Annotated in this window: 14 protein-coding genes; 10 read left to right on the forward strand and 4 right to left on the reverse strand. The window is 68.5% G+C overall.

Going from position 1 to position 18,701, the window contains the following annotated elements; all coding sequences use genetic code 11:
* Positions 1-222 precede the first annotated feature (222 nt).
* Positions 223-1,482 (reverse strand): glycerate kinase type-2 family protein, encoded by a 1,260-nt coding sequence (locus OU682_RS06870; protein ID WP_268941333.1) that lies wholly within the window; start codon positions 1,480-1,482, stop codon positions 223-225.
* The gene (locus tag OU682_RS06875; protein WP_268941334.1) at positions 1,479-2,258 is read right to left on the reverse strand and encodes an FCD domain-containing protein; all 780 of its coding nucleotides are present in this window, start codon (positions 2,256-2,258) and stop codon (positions 1,479-1,481) included. The genes OU682_RS06870 and OU682_RS06875 overlap by 4 nt, the downstream gene beginning before the upstream one ends.
* 97 nt (positions 2,259-2,355) lie before the next feature.
* Here OU682_RS06875 and OU682_RS06880 point away from each other — a divergent pair, with 97 nt between their 5' ends.
* From OU682_RS06880 to OU682_RS06920, 9 genes are all read left to right on the forward strand, one after another.
* Positions 2,356-3,798, forward strand: a complete 1,443-nt coding sequence (locus OU682_RS06880; RefSeq protein ID WP_268941410.1) for an FAD-linked oxidase C-terminal domain-containing protein — start codon at positions 2,356-2,358, stop codon at positions 3,796-3,798.
* A complete protein-coding gene (locus OU682_RS06885) occupies positions 3,795-4,889 on the forward strand; it encodes an FAD-binding protein (RefSeq protein WP_268941335.1) in 1,095 nt (364 codons plus the stop codon). Before OU682_RS06880 ends, OU682_RS06885 begins: the two co-directional genes overlap by 4 nt.
* A gap of 1 nt (position 4,890) precedes the next feature.
* Positions 4,891-6,183 carry a glycolate oxidase subunit GlcF gene (gene glcF / locus OU682_RS06890; protein WP_268941336.1) on the forward strand — a complete coding sequence of 431 codons (1,293 nt, stop codon included), beginning with the start codon at positions 4,891-4,893 and terminating at the stop codon, positions 6,181-6,183.
* Positions 6,184-6,292: 109 nt separating this feature from the next.
* Positions 6,293-8,389 carry a TonB-dependent siderophore receptor gene (locus OU682_RS06895; RefSeq protein WP_268941337.1) on the forward strand — a complete coding sequence of 699 codons (2,097 nt, stop codon included), beginning with the start codon at positions 6,293-6,295 and terminating at the stop codon, positions 8,387-8,389.
* On the forward strand, positions 8,383-9,303 hold the full coding sequence (locus tag OU682_RS06900; protein ID WP_268941338.1) for an ABC transporter substrate-binding protein: 921 nt from the start codon (positions 8,383-8,385) through the stop codon (positions 9,301-9,303). The genes OU682_RS06895 and OU682_RS06900 overlap by 7 nt, the downstream gene beginning before the upstream one ends.
* Positions 9,300-11,264, forward strand: a complete 1,965-nt coding sequence (fhuB, locus tag OU682_RS06905; protein ID WP_268941339.1) for a Fe(3+)-hydroxamate ABC transporter permease FhuB — start codon at positions 9,300-9,302, stop codon at positions 11,262-11,264. The genes OU682_RS06900 and fhuB overlap by 4 nt, the downstream gene beginning before the upstream one ends.
* Positions 11,261-12,031, forward strand: coding sequence for an ABC transporter ATP-binding protein (locus OU682_RS06910; RefSeq protein WP_268941340.1), 771 nt, complete (start codon positions 11,261-11,263; stop codon positions 12,029-12,031). Before fhuB ends, OU682_RS06910 begins: the two co-directional genes overlap by 4 nt.
* An 11-nt stretch (positions 12,032-12,042) precedes the next feature.
* Positions 12,043-13,743, forward strand: a complete 1,701-nt coding sequence (locus OU682_RS06915) for an ABC transporter ATP-binding protein (protein ID WP_268941341.1) — start codon at positions 12,043-12,045, stop codon at positions 13,741-13,743.
* A 196-nt stretch (positions 13,744-13,939) separates the two neighbouring features.
* Positions 13,940-14,431: a PEP-CTERM sorting domain-containing protein gene (locus OU682_RS06920; protein WP_268941342.1), complete on the forward strand. Its 492-nt coding sequence runs from the start codon at positions 13,940-13,942 to the stop codon at positions 14,429-14,431.
* Between the two features lie 46 nt (positions 14,432-14,477).
* On the opposite strand, the gene OU682_RS06925 is transcribed toward OU682_RS06920, so the two are convergent.
* Positions 14,478-15,449, reverse strand: a complete 972-nt coding sequence (locus tag OU682_RS06925; RefSeq protein ID WP_268941343.1) for a siderophore-interacting protein — start codon at positions 15,447-15,449, stop codon at positions 14,478-14,480.
* A 137-nt stretch (positions 15,450-15,586) separates the two neighbouring features.
* On the opposite strand from OU682_RS06925, the gene OU682_RS06930 reads away from it, so the two are divergent.
* A complete protein-coding gene (locus tag OU682_RS06930) occupies positions 15,587-16,504 on the forward strand; it encodes a helix-turn-helix domain-containing protein (protein WP_268941344.1) in 918 nt (305 codons plus the stop codon).
* On the opposite strand, the gene OU682_RS06935 is transcribed toward OU682_RS06930, so the two are convergent.
* Positions 16,482-18,575, reverse strand: a complete 2,094-nt coding sequence (locus OU682_RS06935) for a TonB-dependent siderophore receptor (protein ID WP_268941345.1) — start codon at positions 18,573-18,575, stop codon at positions 16,482-16,484. The genes OU682_RS06930 and OU682_RS06935 overlap by 23 nt on opposite strands.
* Between the last annotated feature and the right edge of the window lie 126 nt (positions 18,576-18,701).

Genomic DNA, 18,701 nt, shown 5'->3' on the forward strand with positions numbered 1-18,701 from the left:
AAATGTTGTGGAAGAACCAGCGAAAACGGCTATCCCGGCCCGGCAGGGCACCGCATTGAAGCGTCGGGATAGCCTGAACTCGCACTTACCCCAGATTGTCACGCACCACGACTGCGTGTCTTAGGTGATAGCCCTTTTGGTGTAGAAGAAGTGTCAACCAGGCGACATTTCACCGCGAAGAAGGGGAAAATTATTTCCTGTCGGCCAACAGCGGAAAGACAATCAGACAATCAAAATTGTCCGGAAATCATTAACATTTGTCAATGTGGGTCCTGTGACGACCTGCGCGCCGATCCGCTGAAACAGGCCGTGGGCGTCGTTGGCCAGCAGCGACCGGTCTGCCCGGTCCGGGGTCGCGCGCGCCAGCGTATCGGGGCCGATCACCGCGCCCGCGACCTCGGCCGCGCCATCGATGCCGTCGGTGTCGCAGGCGAGCGCATGGATCCCCGCCGCACCCTGCAGCGCCAAGGCCAGCGCCAGGCAGTATTCCGCGTTCGAACCACCGATCCCACCGCCCCGGCGGGTCACCGTCAGCTCCCCGCCCGACAGGATCACCAGCGGCGGATCGCCCGGCCTGCGCGCGGCCTGCCGGTGCAGCGCCAGGCGGGCATGGGCCGCGGCGACCTCGCGCGCCTCGCCTTCCAGGGAATCGCCAAGGATTTCGACCGCGCATCCCGCCGCCCGCGCCAGATCGGCCGCGGCGGCCAGCGATTGGGCCGGGGCGGCGATGACGCGGTTCTCGGTCCGCGACAGGCGGGGATCGCCGGGCGGAACCACCCCGCTGCCGACTTGCAGCGCGCGGGTGACGCTGCCCGGCACCGAAACCTGCCAGCGATCCAGCACCGCCAGCGCCTCGGCAGGGGTCGAGCCGTCGCCCACCGTCGGGCCCGATCCGATAAGGGCCGGATCGTCGCCCGGCACGTCCGAGATCATCAGGGACAGCATCCGCGCGGGCCAGGCAGCCTTTGCCAACTGCCCGCCCTTCACGCGGGACAGATGCTTGCGCACCGTGTTCATCTGACCGATCGGCGCCCCCGAAGCCAGCAGCGCCGCATTCACCGCCTGCTTTTCCGCCAGCGTGACCCCTTCGACCGGCGCGCAGAGCAAGGCCGAGGCCCCGCCCGAGATCAGCGCCAGCACGAAGTCTTCCTCGCCCAGGCCGTCCAGCAGCGACAGCATCCGCAGCGTCGCCTCGGCGCCTGCCGCGTCGGGGACCGGGTGGGCGGCAAGGGCGATCTCGATGCCGGGACAGGGGCGGGCATGGCCATAGCGGGTGATGACCAGACCCTCGCAGGGGCCCCAGGCGGCAAGAACGGCCTCGGCCATGCGGGCGCTGGCCTTGCCCGCGCCGATCACCACCACCCGGCCCGGGGGCTTCGGCGGCAGATGCGCTGCCAGCACCCGCATCGGGTCGGCGGCCTGGACGGCGCAATCGAACAGGCTGCGCAGGAAGGACGGGGGATCGGCCAGCGGATCGGTCATGTCCGCCGCTGGCCCAGCCCGCCGCCCGACTGGCGGCGCCGCGCGGTTTCCAGTTGCGCCTCGGCCTCGGCCAGGTTGCGAGCGGCCTGGCGCACATAGGCCAGATGCGCATGGGCGGACGTCCGGGCGGCCTCGGGATCGCCTGCCAGGATCGCCTCGGCAATCGCCCGGTGCTGGGCGCGCAGGTGGTCGCGGACCTGCGGCAGGGTGAACATGCGCCCCCGGTTGGCCGCCACATTGCTGCGCAGGTTGCCCGAAAGCGCCCTCATGATCTGCAGCAGGACCAGGTTATGGCTGGCCTCGTAGATCGCCTGGTGCAGGGCGGCGTCGGCCTCGGCCTCCTCGCTGGGGATGGCGGCGGCATGGGCGGCCTCGATCCCCTCAAGCGCGGCGCGGATGCGGGCGTGATCGACGGGGGTGGCGCGGGCGGCGGCCAGCCCGGCGGCATGGCTTTCGACCACATCGCGGAAATCCAGGTAATCGTCCTCGACCTCGGGCCGCTCGGCCAGCAGCGCCAGCAGCGGATCGGTGATCGCCGCGCGGCCAAGCGGGGCCACGCGCAGGCTCCGGCCCTTTTCGCCCACCAGAAGCCCGCGCTCCTGCAGCAGCTTCAAGCCGTCGCGCAGGGTGGGGCGCGACACGTTCAGCCGGACCGCCAGGTCACGCTCGGGCAGCAGGCCTTCGTCCGGGGCCAGCGATCCTTCCAGGATCAGCGTCTCGATATGGCGCGCCACGGCCTCGGCGGCGCGTTCGGGGCGGATGGAGAACTCGGTCATAGGTTGCCCTTATCGTCGCCCCCATGTCATCGCAATTGACAGACTTGGTCAAATGATTTTACCACAGAAGGGCAACAGGGAGGGCAGAGCCATGACCATCGCCATGCCGGCGCCCGATTCGCGCGTCATCGCGCAGGCGCCCCGGATCGTCGCGGCCCTGCGCGCCGTGCTGCCCCCCGACGCGGTGATCGACGATCCGCAGGAAACCCGCGCCTATGAATGCGACGCCCTGACCGCCTATCGCTGCCCGCCGATGGCCGTGGTGCTGCCGCGCACGACAGCCGAGGTCGCGGCCGTGATGCGCATCTGCGCGGACATGGGCGTGCCGGTGGTCCCGCGCGGGGCGGGAACCTCGCTGGCGGGGGGCGCGCTGCCGACCGCCGATTGCGTGATCCTGGGCACCATGCGCCTGCGCGAGGTGCTGGAGATCGACACCGCCAACCGATACGTCCGCGTGCAGACGGGCGTCACCAACCTGTCGGTCAGCGCGGAACTGGAGCCGCACGGCTTCTTCTATGCGCCCGATCCGTCCTCGCAGCTGGCTTGCACCATCGCGGGCAATATCGCCATGAACTCGGGCGGCGCGCATTGCCTGAAATACGGCGTCACCACCAACAACCTGCTGGGCGCGACCGTGGTGCTGACCACCGGAGAGGTCGTGGACCTGGGCGGCCCCGAGATGGGACCGGCGGGCCTCGACCTGCTGGGCGTCCTTTGCGGGTCGGAAGGCCAGCTTGGCGTCGTGACCGAGGCCGTCTTGCGCATCCTGCCCCGCCCCGAGGGCGCGCGGCCGGTGCTGATCGGCTTCGATTCCCCCGAGGTCGCGGGCGAATGCGTGGCCAACATCATCCGCTCGGGCGTGTTGCCGGTGGCCATCGAATACATGGACGAGCCGTGCCTGCGCGCGGTCGAGGCTTTCGCCAAGGCCGGATACCCCGACTGCCCCGCCGTCCTGATTGTCGAGGTCGAGGGATCGAAGGCCGAGATCGACGACCAGATCGCCCGCATCCGCGCCATCGCCGATGCCCTGAACCCCGTCGAGTTCCGTGAAAGCCGCAATGCCGACGAGGCCATGGCGATCTGGAAGGGGCGCAAGTCGGCTTTTGGCGCCATGGGGCGGCTTGGCGACTATATCTGCCTGGACGGCACCGTGCCCGTTGGCCAGCTGCCCTATACCCTGCGCCGGATCGGCGAACTGTCCCGCCAGCACGGGCTGGAGGTCGCGAACGTCTTCCACGCGGGCGACGGCAACATGCATCCGCTGATCCTGTTCGACGCCAACAAGCCCGGCGACCTGGCCCGCGCCGAGGCCTTCGGCGCCGACATCCTGCGCCTCTGTGTCGAGGTCGGCGGCTGCCTGACCGGCGAACATGGCGTGGGCGTGGAAAAGCGCGATCTGATGTCGGAGCAGTATGCGCCCGATGATCTGGCGATCCAGATGCAGGTAAAGGACGTCTTCGATCCCGGCTGGCTCTTGAACCCCGCCAAGGTCTTTCCGCTGGAGGCCAGTGCGGCGCATCGCGCAAGGGCGGCGGAATGACGGTTGCCCTGGATCTTGCCCCCGCGACCGAGGCCGAAGTCGCGGACATCCTGGCCGATTGCCACGCCCGGCGCACCCCTCTGCGCATCTTGGGTGGTGGCACGCGGGTCGAAAATCGCGTCCCCGGCGAAACCCTGACCCTGTCGCGCCTGTCCGGCGTCGTGACCTATTCGCCGGGCGAGATGACCCTGATTGCCCGCCCCGGCACCCCCCTGCCGGAAATCGAACAGATGCTGGAAGCCGAGGGCCAGGCCCTGGCCTTCGAGCCGCCCGACATGCGCGGCATACTGGGCCGCAACGGCACCCCCACCCTGGGCGGCACCGTCGCCGCGAATGCCAGCGGCCCGCGCCGCTTGCTGGCGGGGGCCTGCCGCGATCATCTGCTGGGCGTGCGCTTCGTGGACGGGCGGGGCCGCGTGCTGAAGAACGGCGGGCGGGTGATGAAGAACGTGACCGGCCTTGACCTGTCCAAGCTTCTCGCCGGATCGCACGGCACCCTGGCCGTGCTGACCGAGGTGGTGCTGAAGACCCTGCCCCTGCTGCCCGCCCGAACGACCTTGGCCTTTCCCGACGTGACCGAGGCCACAGCGCTGCGCATCTTCACAACGGCCCTGTCCACGCCCTACGAAGTGTCCGGCGCGGCCCATGTCGGCGGCGCGGCATACCTGCGGATCGAGGGGCTGGACAGCCAGCTTGCCTATCGCCGCGACCGGCTGCTGGCCTTGCTGGCCGAACACCGGCCCGAGGTCATGGACGACGCCCCGTGGCAAGCCATCCGCGACGCGGCGCATTTCGCGGGCACCGACCCGCTGTGGCGGATCCTGTGCAAGCCGACCGAAGCGCCGGGCCTTTGCGACGGGCTGCGGGCGATGGGCGGCGATTGTTCCCTGGACTGGGGGGGCGGGCTGATCTGGTATCGCGGTCCCGGCAACCCGCGCGACCTTGCCGCCCATGCCACACTGGTCCGCCGCGGGGGCGTGTCCGGCCCGGCCTTCCCGCCGCTGGCCCCCGCCGTTGCGCGGCTTCAGGACGGGCTGCGCCGCAGCTTCGACCCGGCAGGCATCCTCAACCCCGGCCTGATGGACGGCTGACATGCAAACAACCTTTACCGCCGAACAACTGGCCGACCCGCTGACCGCGCGGTCGAACGAAATCCTGCGCACCTGCGTCCATTGCGGCTTCTGCACGGCGACCTGCCCGACCTACAAGGTTCTGGGCGACGAACTGGACAGCCCGCGCGGACGGATCTACCTGATCAAGGACATGCTGGAAAACGCCCGCGTGCCCGACGCCAAGACCGTGCAGCACATCGACCGCTGCCTGTCCTGCCTGTCCTGCATGACGACCTGCCCGTCGGGCGTGCATTACATGCACCTGGTCGATCACGCGCGCGAATATATCGAGGCCAATTATCGCCGTCCCCTGCCCGACCGGCTGCTGCGCTGGCTGCTCGCGAAGATCCTGCCCTATCCGGGCCGCTTCCGGCTGGCGCTGCGCGGGGCGAAGATCGCGCGCCCCTTCCGCCGCCTGGTCCCGGACGCGCGGCTGCGCGCCATGCTGGACATGGCGCCCCGCGACATCCCGCCGCCCAGCCTGAACGACCGCCCGCAGGTCTTCCCGGCCCAAGGGCCGCGCCGCAGGCGGGTGGCGCTGCTGGTGGGCTGCGCGCAGCGGGCGCTGAATACCGACATCAACGACGCCACCATCCGCCTGCTGCGCCGCCACGGCTGCGAGGTGGTGATCCCGCGCGGGCTTGGCTGCTGCGGCGCGCTGACCCATCACATGGGCCGCAGCCATGACAGCCATGCCATGGCAGGCGCCAATATCCGGGCCTTGGTGGCGGAAATCGACGGCGACGGCCTGGATGCGGTGGTCATCAACACCTCGGGCTGCGGGACGACCGTCAAGGACTATGGCCACATGTTCGCGGGCGGCCCGATGGAGCATGACGCCACCCGCGTCGCCCGGCTGGCCCGCGACATCACCGAAGTCATGGCCGATCTGGGCCTGAGGGACGCGACCCATGCGGCGCCGCTGCGGGTCGGCTATCACGCCGCCTGCTCGCTGCAGCATGGCCAGCAGATCAAGGCCACGCCCAAGGAACTGCTGGCGGATGCGGGCTTCACGGTGCTGGAACCCCGGGACAGCCACATCTGCTGCGGATCGGCCGGCACCTACAACCTGATGCAGCCCGCGATCAGCGCCGAGTTGAAGGCCCGCAAGGTCGCGACGCTGGAGGCCACCCAGCCGCAGGTCATCAGCGCGGGAAACATCGGCTGCATGATGCAGATCGGATCGGGCACGGGCGTGCCGGTCGTCCATACGGTGGAACTGCTGGACTGGGCGACCGGAGGTCCACGGCCCCGGGCGCTGTGCATGACATGAAAATATCACAGCAAGGGTAAATGTCGTAGAATTTTGGTCAGGAAATGGTTGACGGGCCGAACCCCCGGGTCCAAGGGGTCCGCAAAGCACCATTCCTCCAGGACCAATCATGCCCGCTTTCTCTCGTTTCCTGTTCCTTGCCAGCGTCAGCGCGCTGGCGCTGGCCTGTCCCGCCCTGGCGCAGGATGCCGGCACCGCCACGAACACCACGACCGCCGACGATTCCGTCTTCGTGCTGGGCGACATCACCCTGACCGTGGATGACGTGGCGGGCTATGTCGCGGATGGCGCGCAGACGACCAAGTCCTCCACTCCGATTGCCGAGTCCCAGCAGTCGGTGTCGGTGGTGACCGAGGAACAGATCGACGAGCAGGGCGCGCAGAACCTGGGCCAGGCGCTTGGCTACACGGCGGGCGTCCTTGCCGAACCCTTTGGCATCGATCCCCGCTTCGATTCGCCCTATATCCGCGGCTTCAAGGCCGACAATGCCCAGTATGTGAACGGCCTCCGGCAAGGGCGTTACTTCGGCTCGATCAGCCAGGAAATCTACGGCCTCCAGCAGATCGAGGTTCTGCGCGGGCCCTCCTCGTCGCTTTACGGGGCAGGCTCACCCTTGGGCGTCATCAACATGGTGCAAAAGCGCGCCCGGTCCTCCGACTTCGGCGAGGTCGGAATCGGCTATGACAGCAATGGCAGCGGCCAGTTGTTCTTCGACGTGAACAAGGTCCAGGACGACACGCTGTCCTATCGCCTGACCGGCATCGGCCGCGACGAAAGCACGCAGATCGAGGATCTGACCAACAAGGGCGGCTATCTGGCGGGCGCGGCCCGTTGGACGCCCGACGAGGCCACGACCATCGACCTTCTTGCGACCTATACCAATGATGCGCCGCTGTCGCCGACCGGCGTGCCCTTTGCGCTGGCCCGGACCGGCGACGGTGACTATCTGCGCGACCTTTACACCGGCCAGAAGGACTGGGACGACAGCGACCGCACCGCCTACAGCCTGGGCGCCGAGATCAGTCACGAACTGGAAAGCGGCTGGACGCTGAGCCAGGGCTTCCGCTACGAGAAGCTGGATTGGAAATACCGCAGCACCTATGCGATCGCCGTCAACGGCCCTGACACCTTCAGCCGCGGCTCCAGCCGGCAGAGCGAGGACAGCGAGACCATCAGCCTCGATACCCGGCTGAACGGCGAGATTGTGACCGGAGGAGTGACGCACAGGCTGCTGTTCGGCGCCGATGTCCGCAAGTACGACGCCTTCGAAAGCAGCCAGTTCGGCACCGCCGCCGATCTGAACTGGCGCAATCCCGATTACCACGTGGATGACCGGACGTTCTTTGGAACGCCCAACGCGGGCCCGTCGACGCTGCGCCAGGTGGGCTTCTATGCGCAGGACGAAGTCGAATACGGCAACTGGCGCGGTTCGCTGGGCCTGCGCTACGACTGGGTGAGGCAGACCGGCGAGCGTTATGGCAACCCGTCCGAATACAAGGACAACAAGGTGACCGGCCGCGCGGGCCTCGGCTATGTCATGGCGAATGGTGCCGCACCCTATATCAGTTACTCGACCTCGTTCGATCCGCAGGCGGGGCAGAACATCGACGGCGACGCCTTGCTGCCGACCGAAGGCGAACAATGGGAAGTCGGCATCAAGTACAAGCCGACCGACTTCGACGGCTTGATCACCTTGGCGCTCTATGACTTGCGTCAGACCAACGTGAACCGCTCGGTGATTGAAAACGGTGTGCCCGGAACCCGCCAGATCGGCGAGGTGAAGTCGCGGGGCGTCGAGATCGAGGCGACTGCCGAGATCGCCGATGGCTGGAAACTGCGCGGCGGCTATGCCTACAACAAGACCGAGCAGGTTGCGCCTTCGGACAATGTGCTGGATGGCAAGGAACTGGCCGATGCGCCGAACCACCTTGCGTCGCTCTGGATCGACCGCGACTTCGGCAATGGCCTGCGTGTCGGCGGGGGCATCCGCTACATCGGCTCGCGCTTTATCAACAACACCAACACCGACAAGCTGGACAGCGTCACGCTGGTCGATCTTGGCGGCGGCTACACCCGCGACAATGTCGAGATGTCGCTGAACGTCACCAACCTGACCGACGAGGTTTATGTGGGCGCCTGCGGCTTCTCCTACTGCTCGTATGGCGAAGGCCGCACGGTGACCGCGACGGTGAAATACACGTGGTGAAGCCGCTGGACGGCCGGGGGGCATCTGCCCGTCGGCCCCATCGCCGCGCCTTCCTTTCCGCCGCCGGGGCCATCCTGGCGGCGGGCTTGCCCTTGCGGGCCGCCCCGCCTGCGCCGCGTCTTGCAGCGATCGACTGGGCGATGCTGGAAACCGCCGCCGCCATCGGCCGCATGCCGGTGGCCGCCGCCGAACTGGTGCGGTTCCGCGCCGACGTGATCGAGCCCGCGATCCCGGGCCATGTCACCGACCTGGGCCTGCGCGGCGCCCCGAACTTCGAACTGCTGCAACTGACCCGGCCCGACCTGATCCTGTCCTCGCCCTATTACACCCACTACGAGGGCCGGCTCCGGGACATCGCCCCGGTCCTGTCCCTGCCCTTCTTCACCCCCGGCGAGCCGCCCTTTCCCAAGGCGCTTGCCGCGCTGACCCTGCTGGCCGATGCGATTGGCGACACGGCGGCGGGCAGGCGGACGGTGACAGAGACCGAAACGGCGCTGGATGCGCTGGCGCTTCGGCTGGCACCCTTCCGCGACCGGCCCGTCGCGCTGGTCGAGATCGGCGATGCGCGGCACATGCGGGTTTTCGGCTTTGACAGCCTGTTCGGCAGCACGCTGGAGCGGCTTGGGCTGCGGAACGCCTGGACGGACAAGACGCAGTTCAGCTTCCTCGCCCCCGTTCCCATCGAGCGTCTGGCCGGAATGCCCGATGCCCGGCTGGTCAATATCGGCACCCTGCCTCCTGCCGCCGGACGCGGGCTGTCGCGCAGCATCCTGTGGCGCGCCCTGCCACCGGTGGCCGAGAGGCGGACCTATCTGCTGCCCGACACCAATGCCTTCGGCGCCATCCCCGCCGCGCTGCGCTTTGCCACGCTGCTGGCCCGGGCCTTCGAGACGGGGCCAGAGGCCATCGCATGACCGCACGCCTGCTGCCCTTTGCCGTGCTGGCCGCCCTGCTGTGGCTGACCGCGGCCCTTCAGCTGCTGCCTTTCGCCCAGTGGCCCGCCTGGCCGCTGGATCCCGCGCGGATGGAGATCGGGCAGATCCTTCTGGGCTTCGGCCTGATGCCGCGCGGGGTCGTGGCGCTGCTTGCGGGGGGCGTGCTGGGTCTCTCGGGCGCGATCCTGCAGGTGGTGCTGCGAAACCCCGTCGCCGATCCGACCACGCTTGGCATTTCCTCGGGCGCGCAGCTGGCGCTGGTCATGGCCACCATGTTGGCGCCCGGCCTGCTGGACGGGGGCCGCTGGCCGGTGGCGTTGGCCGGCGCGGGGCTGGCCGCCATGCTGGTCCTGGCCATCGGCGCGCGGCGGGGCTTTGCGCCTGTCACCATGGTCATCGCCGGGATGCTGGTCGGCATGACGGCCAGCGCGGTTGCCACGGCGATGACGCTGGCGCAGGGGCAATATCTGCTGTCGCTGGTGATCTGGAACGGCGGCGCGCTGGTCCAGCAGGACTGGTCGGGGGTGAGGGTGCTGGCCGGGGTGCTGGCCTTCGGCGCTGTCGCGGCGGCCCTGCTGGCGCGTCCCTTGCGCGTGCTGTCCCTGGGGGTCGAGGGTGCCTCGGGCCTTGGCCTGAACGTCGCAATGGTGCGGCTCCTGGCGGTGGGCGTGGCGGTGATCCTGGCCGCTGCCGTGTCCGCCGAACTGGGGCTGATCGCCTTCGTGGGCCTGGCCGCGCCCGCGCTGGCGCGGGCCCTGGGCGCGGTGTCGATCCCGCGCCTGCTGGCGCTGTCGCCGCTGATCGGCGCGCTGATCCTGTCGGTCTGCGACGGGCTGGTGCTGTTGGTCGCAGGCAGCCTGGGCGAGATGTTTCCGACCGGCGCCCTGACCGGCCTGATCGGCGGGCCGCTGCTGATCTGGCTTCTGCCCCGCCTGCGCGGATCGACCCCGCCGGGGACCGAACGCGCCGAAGGCCCTGCCCCGCGCCGCGGCCGCCCCGCGCCGCTGCTGATCGCCCTGGCCCTGGCCCTGGTCATGGCGGCTCTGGTGCTGGTCTGGATCGGCCGCGTTCCGGGCGGCTGGACGGTTCTGGACGCCCGAAGCTTCTCGGCCTTCCTGCCGATGCGCCTGCCGCGCCTGATCGCCGCCTGTTCGGCGGGCGCGGCGCTGGCGATCGCGGGCGCGATCCTGCAGCGGCTGACCGCAAACCCCCTGGCCTCGCCCGAGGTGCTGGGCGTCTCGGGCGGGGCGGCCATCGGCTATGCGGGCGTGGTCTATCTGGCCGCCGCGCCGACCGCCCTTGCGCTGACAGGGGGCACCATGGCCGGGGGGGCGTCGGCCCTGGTGCTGATCGCCGCTTTCGTCAGCCGTCGCGACATGCCCGCCGAACGGGTGCTGCTGGCGGGGATCGCGGTCTCGGCGCTCGCCTCGGCGGTGTTGTCGGCAGCGATGGCCGTGGGGGATACGCGGTCCTTCCAGATCCTCGCCTGGCTGTCGGGATCGTCCTCGGCGGTCACCATGCCGGGCGCGCTGGCGCTGGCGGCGATGGCGGCGGTGCTGTGGACCGGGGCGCTTGCCGCGCGGCGCTGGCTGGCGGTGCTGCCGCTGGGCACCGGCGTCGCGGGCGGGCTGGGCCTGCCCCTGGGGTTGGCGCGGATGGTGCTGATCGCGCTGGCGGGAATGGCCACGGGGGCGGCAACCGTGCTGGTCGGCCCCTTGTCCTTTGTGGGGCTGATGGCGCCGCATCTCGCCCGCCGCCTGGGCCTTGCCCGGCCCGGCGATCACGTCACGGGTGCCGCGCTGATCGGCGCCGGGCTGATGCTGGCCGCCGATTTCGGGGCGCGCATGGCGGGCTTTCCCTATGAACTGCCGCTGGGGCTGTTCGCGTCCCTGATCGGCGCGCCCTGGCTGATCTGGCTGATGATGAGATCCCGCCGATGAACCTCTTTTCCATCACCGACCTGACCGTCGATGTCTCCGGCCGCCGCTTGCTGCACGGGCTGACCCTGGATCTGCCGGCAGGGCGGATGATCGCGCTGATCGGCCACAATGGATCGGGCAAGTCGACGCTGCTGAAGGTGCTGGCCCGCCAGATCGCGGCCAGCGGCGGCCGTGTCGCCTTCGAGGGCCGGGCGCTTGCCGACTGGCGCGCCCGCGATTACGCCCGCCGCCTGGCCTTCCTGCCCCAGCATCCCCCTGCGGCCGAGGGGATGACCGTGCGCGAGCTTGTGGCCCTGGGCCGCTATCCCTGGCATGGCGCGCTTGGCCGCTTTGGCCCCCACGACCACCAGGCCGTGGCCCGCGCCATGGCGGAATGCGGCGTCACCGCCTTTGCCGACCGGCTGGTCGATACCCTGTCGGGCGGCGAACGCCAGCGGGCCTGGCTGGCGATGATGGTCGCGCAGGAGGCCGGCACCCTGCTGCTGGACGAACCGATCAGCGCCCTGGACATCGCCCATCAGGTCGAGGTTCTGGCGCTTGTCCGCCGCATGTGCCATGAAACGGGCCGCAGCGCCGTGATCGTGTTGCACGAGGTCAACATGTCCGCCCGATTCTGCGACCATGTGGTCGCGCTGAAGGGCGGCCGCCTGGCCTTGCAGGGCGGCCCCGCCGACCTGATGCAACCCGAGGCGCTGGAACGGATCTATGGCCTGCCCATGCAGGTGCTGACACGCCCGGATGGCAGCCCGGTGGCCATCCCCGCCTGAAGGAAAACCCGATGCTGCGCCAGTTCTTTTCCTATTATCGCCCGTTCATGGGACTGTTCTGGCTGGATTTCGGCTGCGCGGTGCTGTCGGGCCTTCTGGAACTGGCCTTTCCGCTGGCCATCACCGCCTTCATCGACCACCTGCTGCCGCAGGGAAACTGGACCCTGACCGTCGCCGCCGCCGCCGGGCTGCTGGCGCTTTATGCCGTCAATGCGGGCCTGCTGACGGTGGTGATCTACTGGGGCCACAAGCTGGGCATCAATATCGAGACGGAAATGCGCGCCCGCGCCTTTGACCACCTGACGCGGCTGTCCTGGCGCTGGTATGACCGCGCCCGCACCGGCAAGCTGGTCGCCCGCGTGACCCGCGACCTCGAGGAGATCGGCGAGGTCGCCCATCACGGTCCCGAGGACGCCTTTATCGCGATCATGACCTTTGTGGGCGCCTTTGCCCTGATGTTCTGGGTCAACCCGCAGCTTGCGGTGATCGTGGCGCTGATCGTGCCCGCGATGCTGGCCCTCGTGATCGTCTATGGCGGGCGCATGACCCGCACTTGGCGGGCGATCTATTCCCGCGTGGGCGATTTCAATGTCCGGCTGGAGGAAGCGCTTGGTGGCGTCCGCGTGGTCCAGGCCTTTGGCAACGAGGCGCATGAGAACCACCTTTTCGCCGCCGACAACGCCCGCTACCGCCAGGCCAAGCTGGACGCATACAAGGTCATGGCCGCGTCCAACGCCCTGCAATACCTGGGCCTGCGGCTGGTGCAGGTGATCGTCATGGTGGTGGGCGCGGGCTTCGTGCTGTCGGGCGAGCTGACCACCGGCGGCTTCGTGGGCTTCCTTCTGCTGGTCGGCGTCTTCTACCGCCCCCTGGAAAAGATCGCCGCCGTGATCGAGACCTATCCGCGTGGCATCGCGGGCTTCCGCCGTTACCAGGAACTGCTGGCCACCGATCCCGAGATCACCGACGCCCCGGACGCCGTCGAGGCCCCCGCCCTGCGCGGCGACATCGTCTTCGAGAATGTCGGCTTCGCCTACGAGGAAGGCCGCACCATCCTGGATGGGGTCGACCTGACCGTGAAGGCAGGCGAGACCGTGGCCTTTGTCGGGCCCTCCGGCGCGGGCAAGACCACGCTTCTGGCGCTGCTGCCCCGGTTCTACGAACCCACGCGGGGCCGGATCACCGTGGATGGGCTGGCCCTGGCCGACATGCGGCTGAACAGCCTGCGCCGCCAGATCGGGCTGGTCAGCCAGGACGTGTTCCTGTTCGGCGGCACGCTGCGCGAGAACATCGGCTATGGCCGCCTGGGCGCCACGGATGACGAAATCCGCCAGGCCGCCGCGCGGGCGCAGCTGACCCAGATGATCGACAACCTGCCCGACGGGCTGGACACGGTGGTCGGCGAACGCGGCGTGATGCTGTCTGGCGGGCAGAAGCAGCGCGTGGCCATCGCCCGCGCCTTCCTGAAGAACCCGCCCATCCTGGTCCTGGACGAGGCGACAAGCGCGCTGGACAGCCAGACCGAACGCGAAATCCAGCAGGCCCTGGACGCCTTGTCCGTGGGCCGCACGACGCTGGTGATCGCGCATCGGCTTGGCACGATCCGCAACGCCGACCGCATCGTCGTCATGCAGGCGGGCCGGATCGCGGAAATCGGCAGCCATGCCGACCTGATGGCCAGGGGCGGCATCTATGCCAGGCTGGCAGCCTGACGGCAGACCAAGGCCGGACTGCGGCACCCGGTCCCCACCCAGACGGGAAAAGTTAACGAAAACTCGAAATAAATCTTAATAAATCGTTAATTCATGGCATATTGGGCCGCATCGCCCGTTCGTTTCGTGCCGGCGGTGCTGGTCTCTCGAAGCCCGCCACGGGCTTCTTGTATGTTACCTTGTGAAGGAGAAGTTTATGACGACAGTTTTGAAGGCGGCCGTTCTTGCCGCCGTGACGAGTTTTGGCATCAGCCATGCCGCCGATGCGGCCACCGTGGCAAGCGTGGACGTGTCCTGGGGTAAATTTGGGACCATCACCCATGAAGTCGCCCAGGCAGGCGACTATTCGCTGGATTTCACCGGCAAGGGCAAGCTTTGGTTCAATCCGAACTACCTGGGCAAGGCGGCCTATGTCTTTGCCGAGGTGGATGAGGGGCTGGACGATCTGCTCGACACCCTTGGGGGCGGCATCACCTGGAGCGCCATGAAGAACGATTCGGTCGATCTGGGCTATCTGGGCCTGGGCGTCGATTTCATCGCCGGGATCTGGGCGATCGGCGGCAACGTGACGATGAGCCTGAATCTGGCGGATGCCCCCGCGCCGGTTCCGCTGCCGGCAACCCTGCCGCTGCTGGCGGCGGCGGTCGGCGCTGCGGGCTTGGTCGCACGCCGGCGCAAGGACGCCTGAAACAACGCGCAGGCGGGGCCAGTCCCCGCCTTCAGCCCACCCGTCTTCAGCCCCAATAGGCGGCGGCGGTGAACGCCTTGCGATCCACCCCCCGCGCCAGAAGGTGCTGCCGCGCCTGCCGCGCCTGCCCCGCCTCTCCCGCGAACCAGACAAAAGCTCCCGGCGCCAGATCCAGTCCTGCCAGGGCCGCAAGCAGGTCATCGCAGCGCGTCACCCGCGGATCGGCGGCCAGCGGCCCCATGTCGGGCCAGGCAGCGCGGACATGGGCGGTCGCTTTGCCCCCGGCCAGTTCCAGCATCCGCGTGATGGCGGGAAGCGCGGTTTCATCACCCAGCAGGTGCAGCCGCCCGGCCTCGGGGCACCAGCCGCCGCCGGGACCGATGATGCCGACCTCGGCCCCTTCCGGCCCCGACAAGGCCCAATCGCAGGTCGGGCTGCCGTCATGGCGGTAGATGTCGAAATCCAGCCAGTCGCCCCCCTGGTCCGCCACCGTATAGACGGGCCGGTGCAGCGCATCCGCACCCCCAGGCCATTCCGTCCGTCCCGTGGCGCCGATCCGCGGCCAGACCGGGGCGCGGCCCGCAGGCGGCAGAAGCAGGCGGAAATGCAGGCTGCCGATGCCGAACCGCGCCGCGTCCGGCCCTGACAGCCGCACCCGGATGAACCCGGGCGATCGTTGCTTGGCCGAGACCACCCGCATCAGCGACAGCCCGGGCGCCAGGGCGCCGGCATCGACGCGGTCCCAGGAAACCTCCAGCCCCGCTTCGGCGAACAGTTCCGTGGCGCTGTCCTGCAAGCTTCCGATCAACCGCGCCTCGGGGGCCGACAGTTCGATCCGGACGGCATCGCTGTCGGGCACCAGCCGCAGTTCGCAGCCCCAGACGAACAGGCTCAGCGCCTCGGGGGTTTCGACCAGCGGCACCTCCCAGGCGGCGGCGCGCGCCTTCAGCGCTGCCGCAGCGGCGCCCGAAGCCTGCGGGATGGTGCCGGAATTCCGGTGGCTGCGCAAAAGCGACATGGCGCGACCCTTTCCAATGTTGCGCTTTCCATATAGTAAAGTGATTCAGTCAACAATGCGGAAACAGGCGTTTTCTGCCGGCTTTCACACGCGAAAACGGCGGCTTGCGCGGTTCCCCGGCCAGCGGCGGAGTGGAATTGAGCTATCTGCACAGGATGACCTGCCAGACCGAAGGCATCCGTGCCACGGACCCGGTCCGCTGGCGGTCCCTGGACGGCATGATGGGCGTTTTCTGGCGGGCCGAGGGCCAGGCCGGGGCGCGCGGCTATTACCTGTCGCCCGACCCGCGGATCGTGGTCTTCCTGAACGACGTGTCGGGCCATATCCGGATCTCCAACCGGGATGGCGGAATACCGGCCCAGGGCCGGCCGATGATGCGCGCGCTGTATGTGCCCGCGGGTGTGCCGATGTGGTCCCGCTTCACGGACGGCCACCGCTTCTCGCATCTGGATCTGCATCTGCACCGCGACCGGCTGCTGCACATCCTGACGCCCGCCGTCGGCGGGTCCGAGGCGCTGGCCGTTCTGCGCCGCCCGGTCGAGATCGGGGACGCCCCCGCCATCGCCACGCTGACCGGGCTGCTGGTGGACGAGCTGTCGCAGTCCGCGCGACACCCGGCCTTTGCCGAAAGCCTGGCCGGCAGCATCGCGGCGGGACTGCTGGACATCCCGGCCATCGGCGCGAAACCCGCCGCCGGCGGGCTGACGCCCGCGCAGATGCGCAAGCTGGTGGCCCGGCTGAAGTCCCGGCAGGACCACCGCATGACGGTGGCCGAGATGGCGGCAACGGTCGGGCTTTCGGAAAGCTGGTTCGCGGCGGTCTTCAAGCAGACGACCGGCCAGACGCCGCTGCAATGGCAGATGGGCCAGCGGATCGCGCAGGCGCAGCGGCTGCTGACCGAAAGCGACCTGACGGTGGCCGATGTCGCGGCACGCCTGGGCTTTTCGGACCAGGCGCACCTGACCCGCGCCTTCCGCCAGGTCGCGGGCGAGACGCCCGCCGCCTGGCGGCGCATGCAACGGGCGGGCCACCTTACCAGGTCCGGCGCAGGGTGACCCCCACCTCTCGGCCGGGATTGTAGGTGATCGCTCCCGACGCGGCCTCGCGGTGCTTTTCATCCAGCAGGTTCGTCACGTTGATCGCAAGCCGGGTGTCTTCGGCGATGTCATAGCTGTAGGCGGCGTCGATCAGCACGGCGGCCTCGCTCTTGGTGGTGTTGTCGTCGCCGCCGTAAGCCGTGCCCTTGTAGCGCGCGCCGATCCCGAAGGTCATGTCGTTCCAGCGGTCATTGCCTGCCAGCGTATAGTCCAGCCAGACCGAGGCCAGGTGCCGGGGCACGTTGCCCAGGCTGTTGCCCTGATAGGGCGACAGAGGATCGGTGATCTCGGTGTCGGTATAGGAATAGGCCGCGATCACGTCCAGGTCGCCCGGCAGTTCGGCCCGGGCTTCCAGTTCAAGGCCGCGCGCACGGATTTCGCCGATGGTGCGCTGGATGGGCGGGTTGCTGCCGGCATCCGTGCGGGTGATGTTGGTCTTGCGCAGGTCATAGACGGCCGCGGTCAACAGCGCGTTCATCCCGGCGGGACGGTATTTCACGCCCATCTCGACCTGCTCGCCTTCTTCCGGCTCGACGGTCAGGGCGGCGGGCAGGACCGACTCGGCATAGCTGGCATAGGCCGACAGATCGGGCGTGATCTTCCAGGTCAGCCCAAGGCTGTGCGTGGTCTTGCTGAAGTCGGCGCTTGTGCGGATCCCGGCCAGATCGGTGCGGGCCAGATCCATCCGGTCGTGGCGCAGCCCGAAGGTCGCGATGAAGCGGTCCGAGAAGGTCAGCTCCTCTTGCAGATAGACCGAGGCGACCCTGTCATCGGCTTTCGTGCCGGTAAAGGGGTCCAGGACATCCAGGTCGATGCCGCCCGTATAGACCGGGTTGGTGTAGTCGATGGGGGTGGCGGCTGTGTACCAGGTCCGCGAATCCGATTCGACATCGCTGTATTGCAGGCCGACCAGGGTCCGGCTTTGGATGCTGCCGAAGCTGGCATCGTACTGCAGGTTCGCATCGGCAACCAGCTGGTCGCCGGACCCGGCATTGGCGAAATAATAACGGTCGGCCGGGTTCAGCCCGTCGGCGTCCCAGATATAGACATAACCAAAGCCGCGATCCTCGTTCTGGTAACGGGCATTGGCGTTGAACGTCAGCCCGTTGCCGAAATCATGATCCAGCATGACGCTGATCGCGCGGCGGGTGTTGTCCACATAGTTGAAGTCCGGCTCGCCAAAGAAGACATCGCGCGAGAAGTCGGTGCCCAGCGGCCATCCCGATCCCGTGGATCCGTCGCGGTCCAGATAGTCGGCCACCACGCTGAGGATGGTTTGCCCGGTCGGCCGCCAGGTCAGCCCGCCCATCACCAGCGTCGCGTCGTCCCGGCTGTAGTCCAGTTCCTTGTCCGACTTCTGCACCCGCGCGGTCAGGCGATAGGACAGGGTCGCATCCGGCGTCAGGTTGTCGCCGAAATCCACACCCGCCTCCGCATGGCCGAAGGAACCCCCGGTGACATAGGCCTCGCCGAACCGCTCGGTCCGGGGCAGCTTGGTGACGAAGTTGACAATGCCGCCCGGCTCGGACGGGCCGTTGACAGTGGAATTGCCGCCCTTGACGATCTCGACCCGCTCATAGGCAAAGGCATCCTCGCGGATGCCGCCGAAGGCCTTCTGCATCGGCTGTCCGTCGCGATAAACCGAGGCGTCGAAGCCGCGCAGCTTGTAGTAATCGAAGCGGTCGTCCCCGCCATAGAAGTCGGTGGCGACGCCGGTGGTATAGCGCAGCACCTCCTCGGTCGTGCGGGCGCCGCGCTGCTCGATTTCCTTGGCCGTCACGACCGAGACCGAGGCCGGGATGTCCAGGATCGGCGTGGCAAGCTTGCTGCCCGCCGAGGTGGAATAGGCTACGACACTGTTTGCGTCGTTGTCGCCCTGGCCTTCCAGGGTGATCGGCGCCAGAACGGTCAGATCGTCCTCGGTGCTCTGCTGGGCCAACAGGCTGGCGGGGGCAAGGGCGGTGCAGCCCAGCAGCAGAACGGTCAGATAGTGGCGCCTGCCTTTGCCGGCGGTCTTGTCGATGGACATGGGTCGTATTTCCAAGGCTTTGGGTTTCGCTGCTGGCGACCGGCGGCGTGCGAACCCGTGCCGGATGGCTTGCAAAAGGGTTGACCACAGGCCGCGCCCCCACGGAGCGGCTGGCCGGCGATCATC

It is taken from the genome of Paracoccus benzoatiresistens (assembly GCF_026913015.1).
GTDB lineage: Bacteria > Pseudomonadota > Alphaproteobacteria > Rhodobacterales > Rhodobacteraceae > Paracoccus > Paracoccus benzoatiresistens.

Coding starts and splice junctions, on each gene's coding strand:
- fhuB (WP_268941339.1), top strand. CDS start 9,300: ATGACCGCACGCCTGCTGCCCTTTGCCGTGCTGGCCGCCCTGCTGTGG.
- OU682_RS06915 (WP_268941341.1), top strand. CDS start 12,043: ATGCTGCGCCAGTTCTTTTCCTATTATCGCCCGTTCATGGGACTGTTC.
- OU682_RS06895 (WP_268941337.1), top strand. CDS start 6,293: ATGCCCGCTTTCTCTCGTTTCCTGTTCCTTGCCAGCGTCAGCGCGCTG.
- OU682_RS06885 (WP_268941335.1), top strand. CDS start 3,795: ATGACGGTTGCCCTGGATCTTGCCCCCGCGACCGAGGCCGAAGTCGCG.
- OU682_RS06920 (WP_268941342.1), top strand. CDS start 13,940: ATGACGACAGTTTTGAAGGCGGCCGTTCTTGCCGCCGTGACGAGTTTT.
- OU682_RS06870 (WP_268941333.1), bottom strand. CDS start 1,482: ATGACCGATCCGCTGGCCGATCCCCCGTCCTTCCTGCGCAGCCTGTTC.
- glcF (WP_268941336.1), top strand. CDS start 4,891: ATGCAAACAACCTTTACCGCCGAACAACTGGCCGACCCGCTGACCGCG.
- OU682_RS06925 (WP_268941343.1), bottom strand. CDS start 15,449: ATGTCGCTTTTGCGCAGCCACCGGAATTCCGGCACCATCCCGCAGGCT.
- OU682_RS06875 (WP_268941334.1), bottom strand. CDS start 2,258: ATGACCGAGTTCTCCATCCGCCCCGAACGCGCCGCCGAGGCCGTGGCG.
- OU682_RS06935 (WP_268941345.1), bottom strand. CDS start 18,575: ATGTCCATCGACAAGACCGCCGGCAAAGGCAGGCGCCACTATCTGACC.
- OU682_RS06910 (WP_268941340.1), top strand. CDS start 11,261: ATGAACCTCTTTTCCATCACCGACCTGACCGTCGATGTCTCCGGCCGC.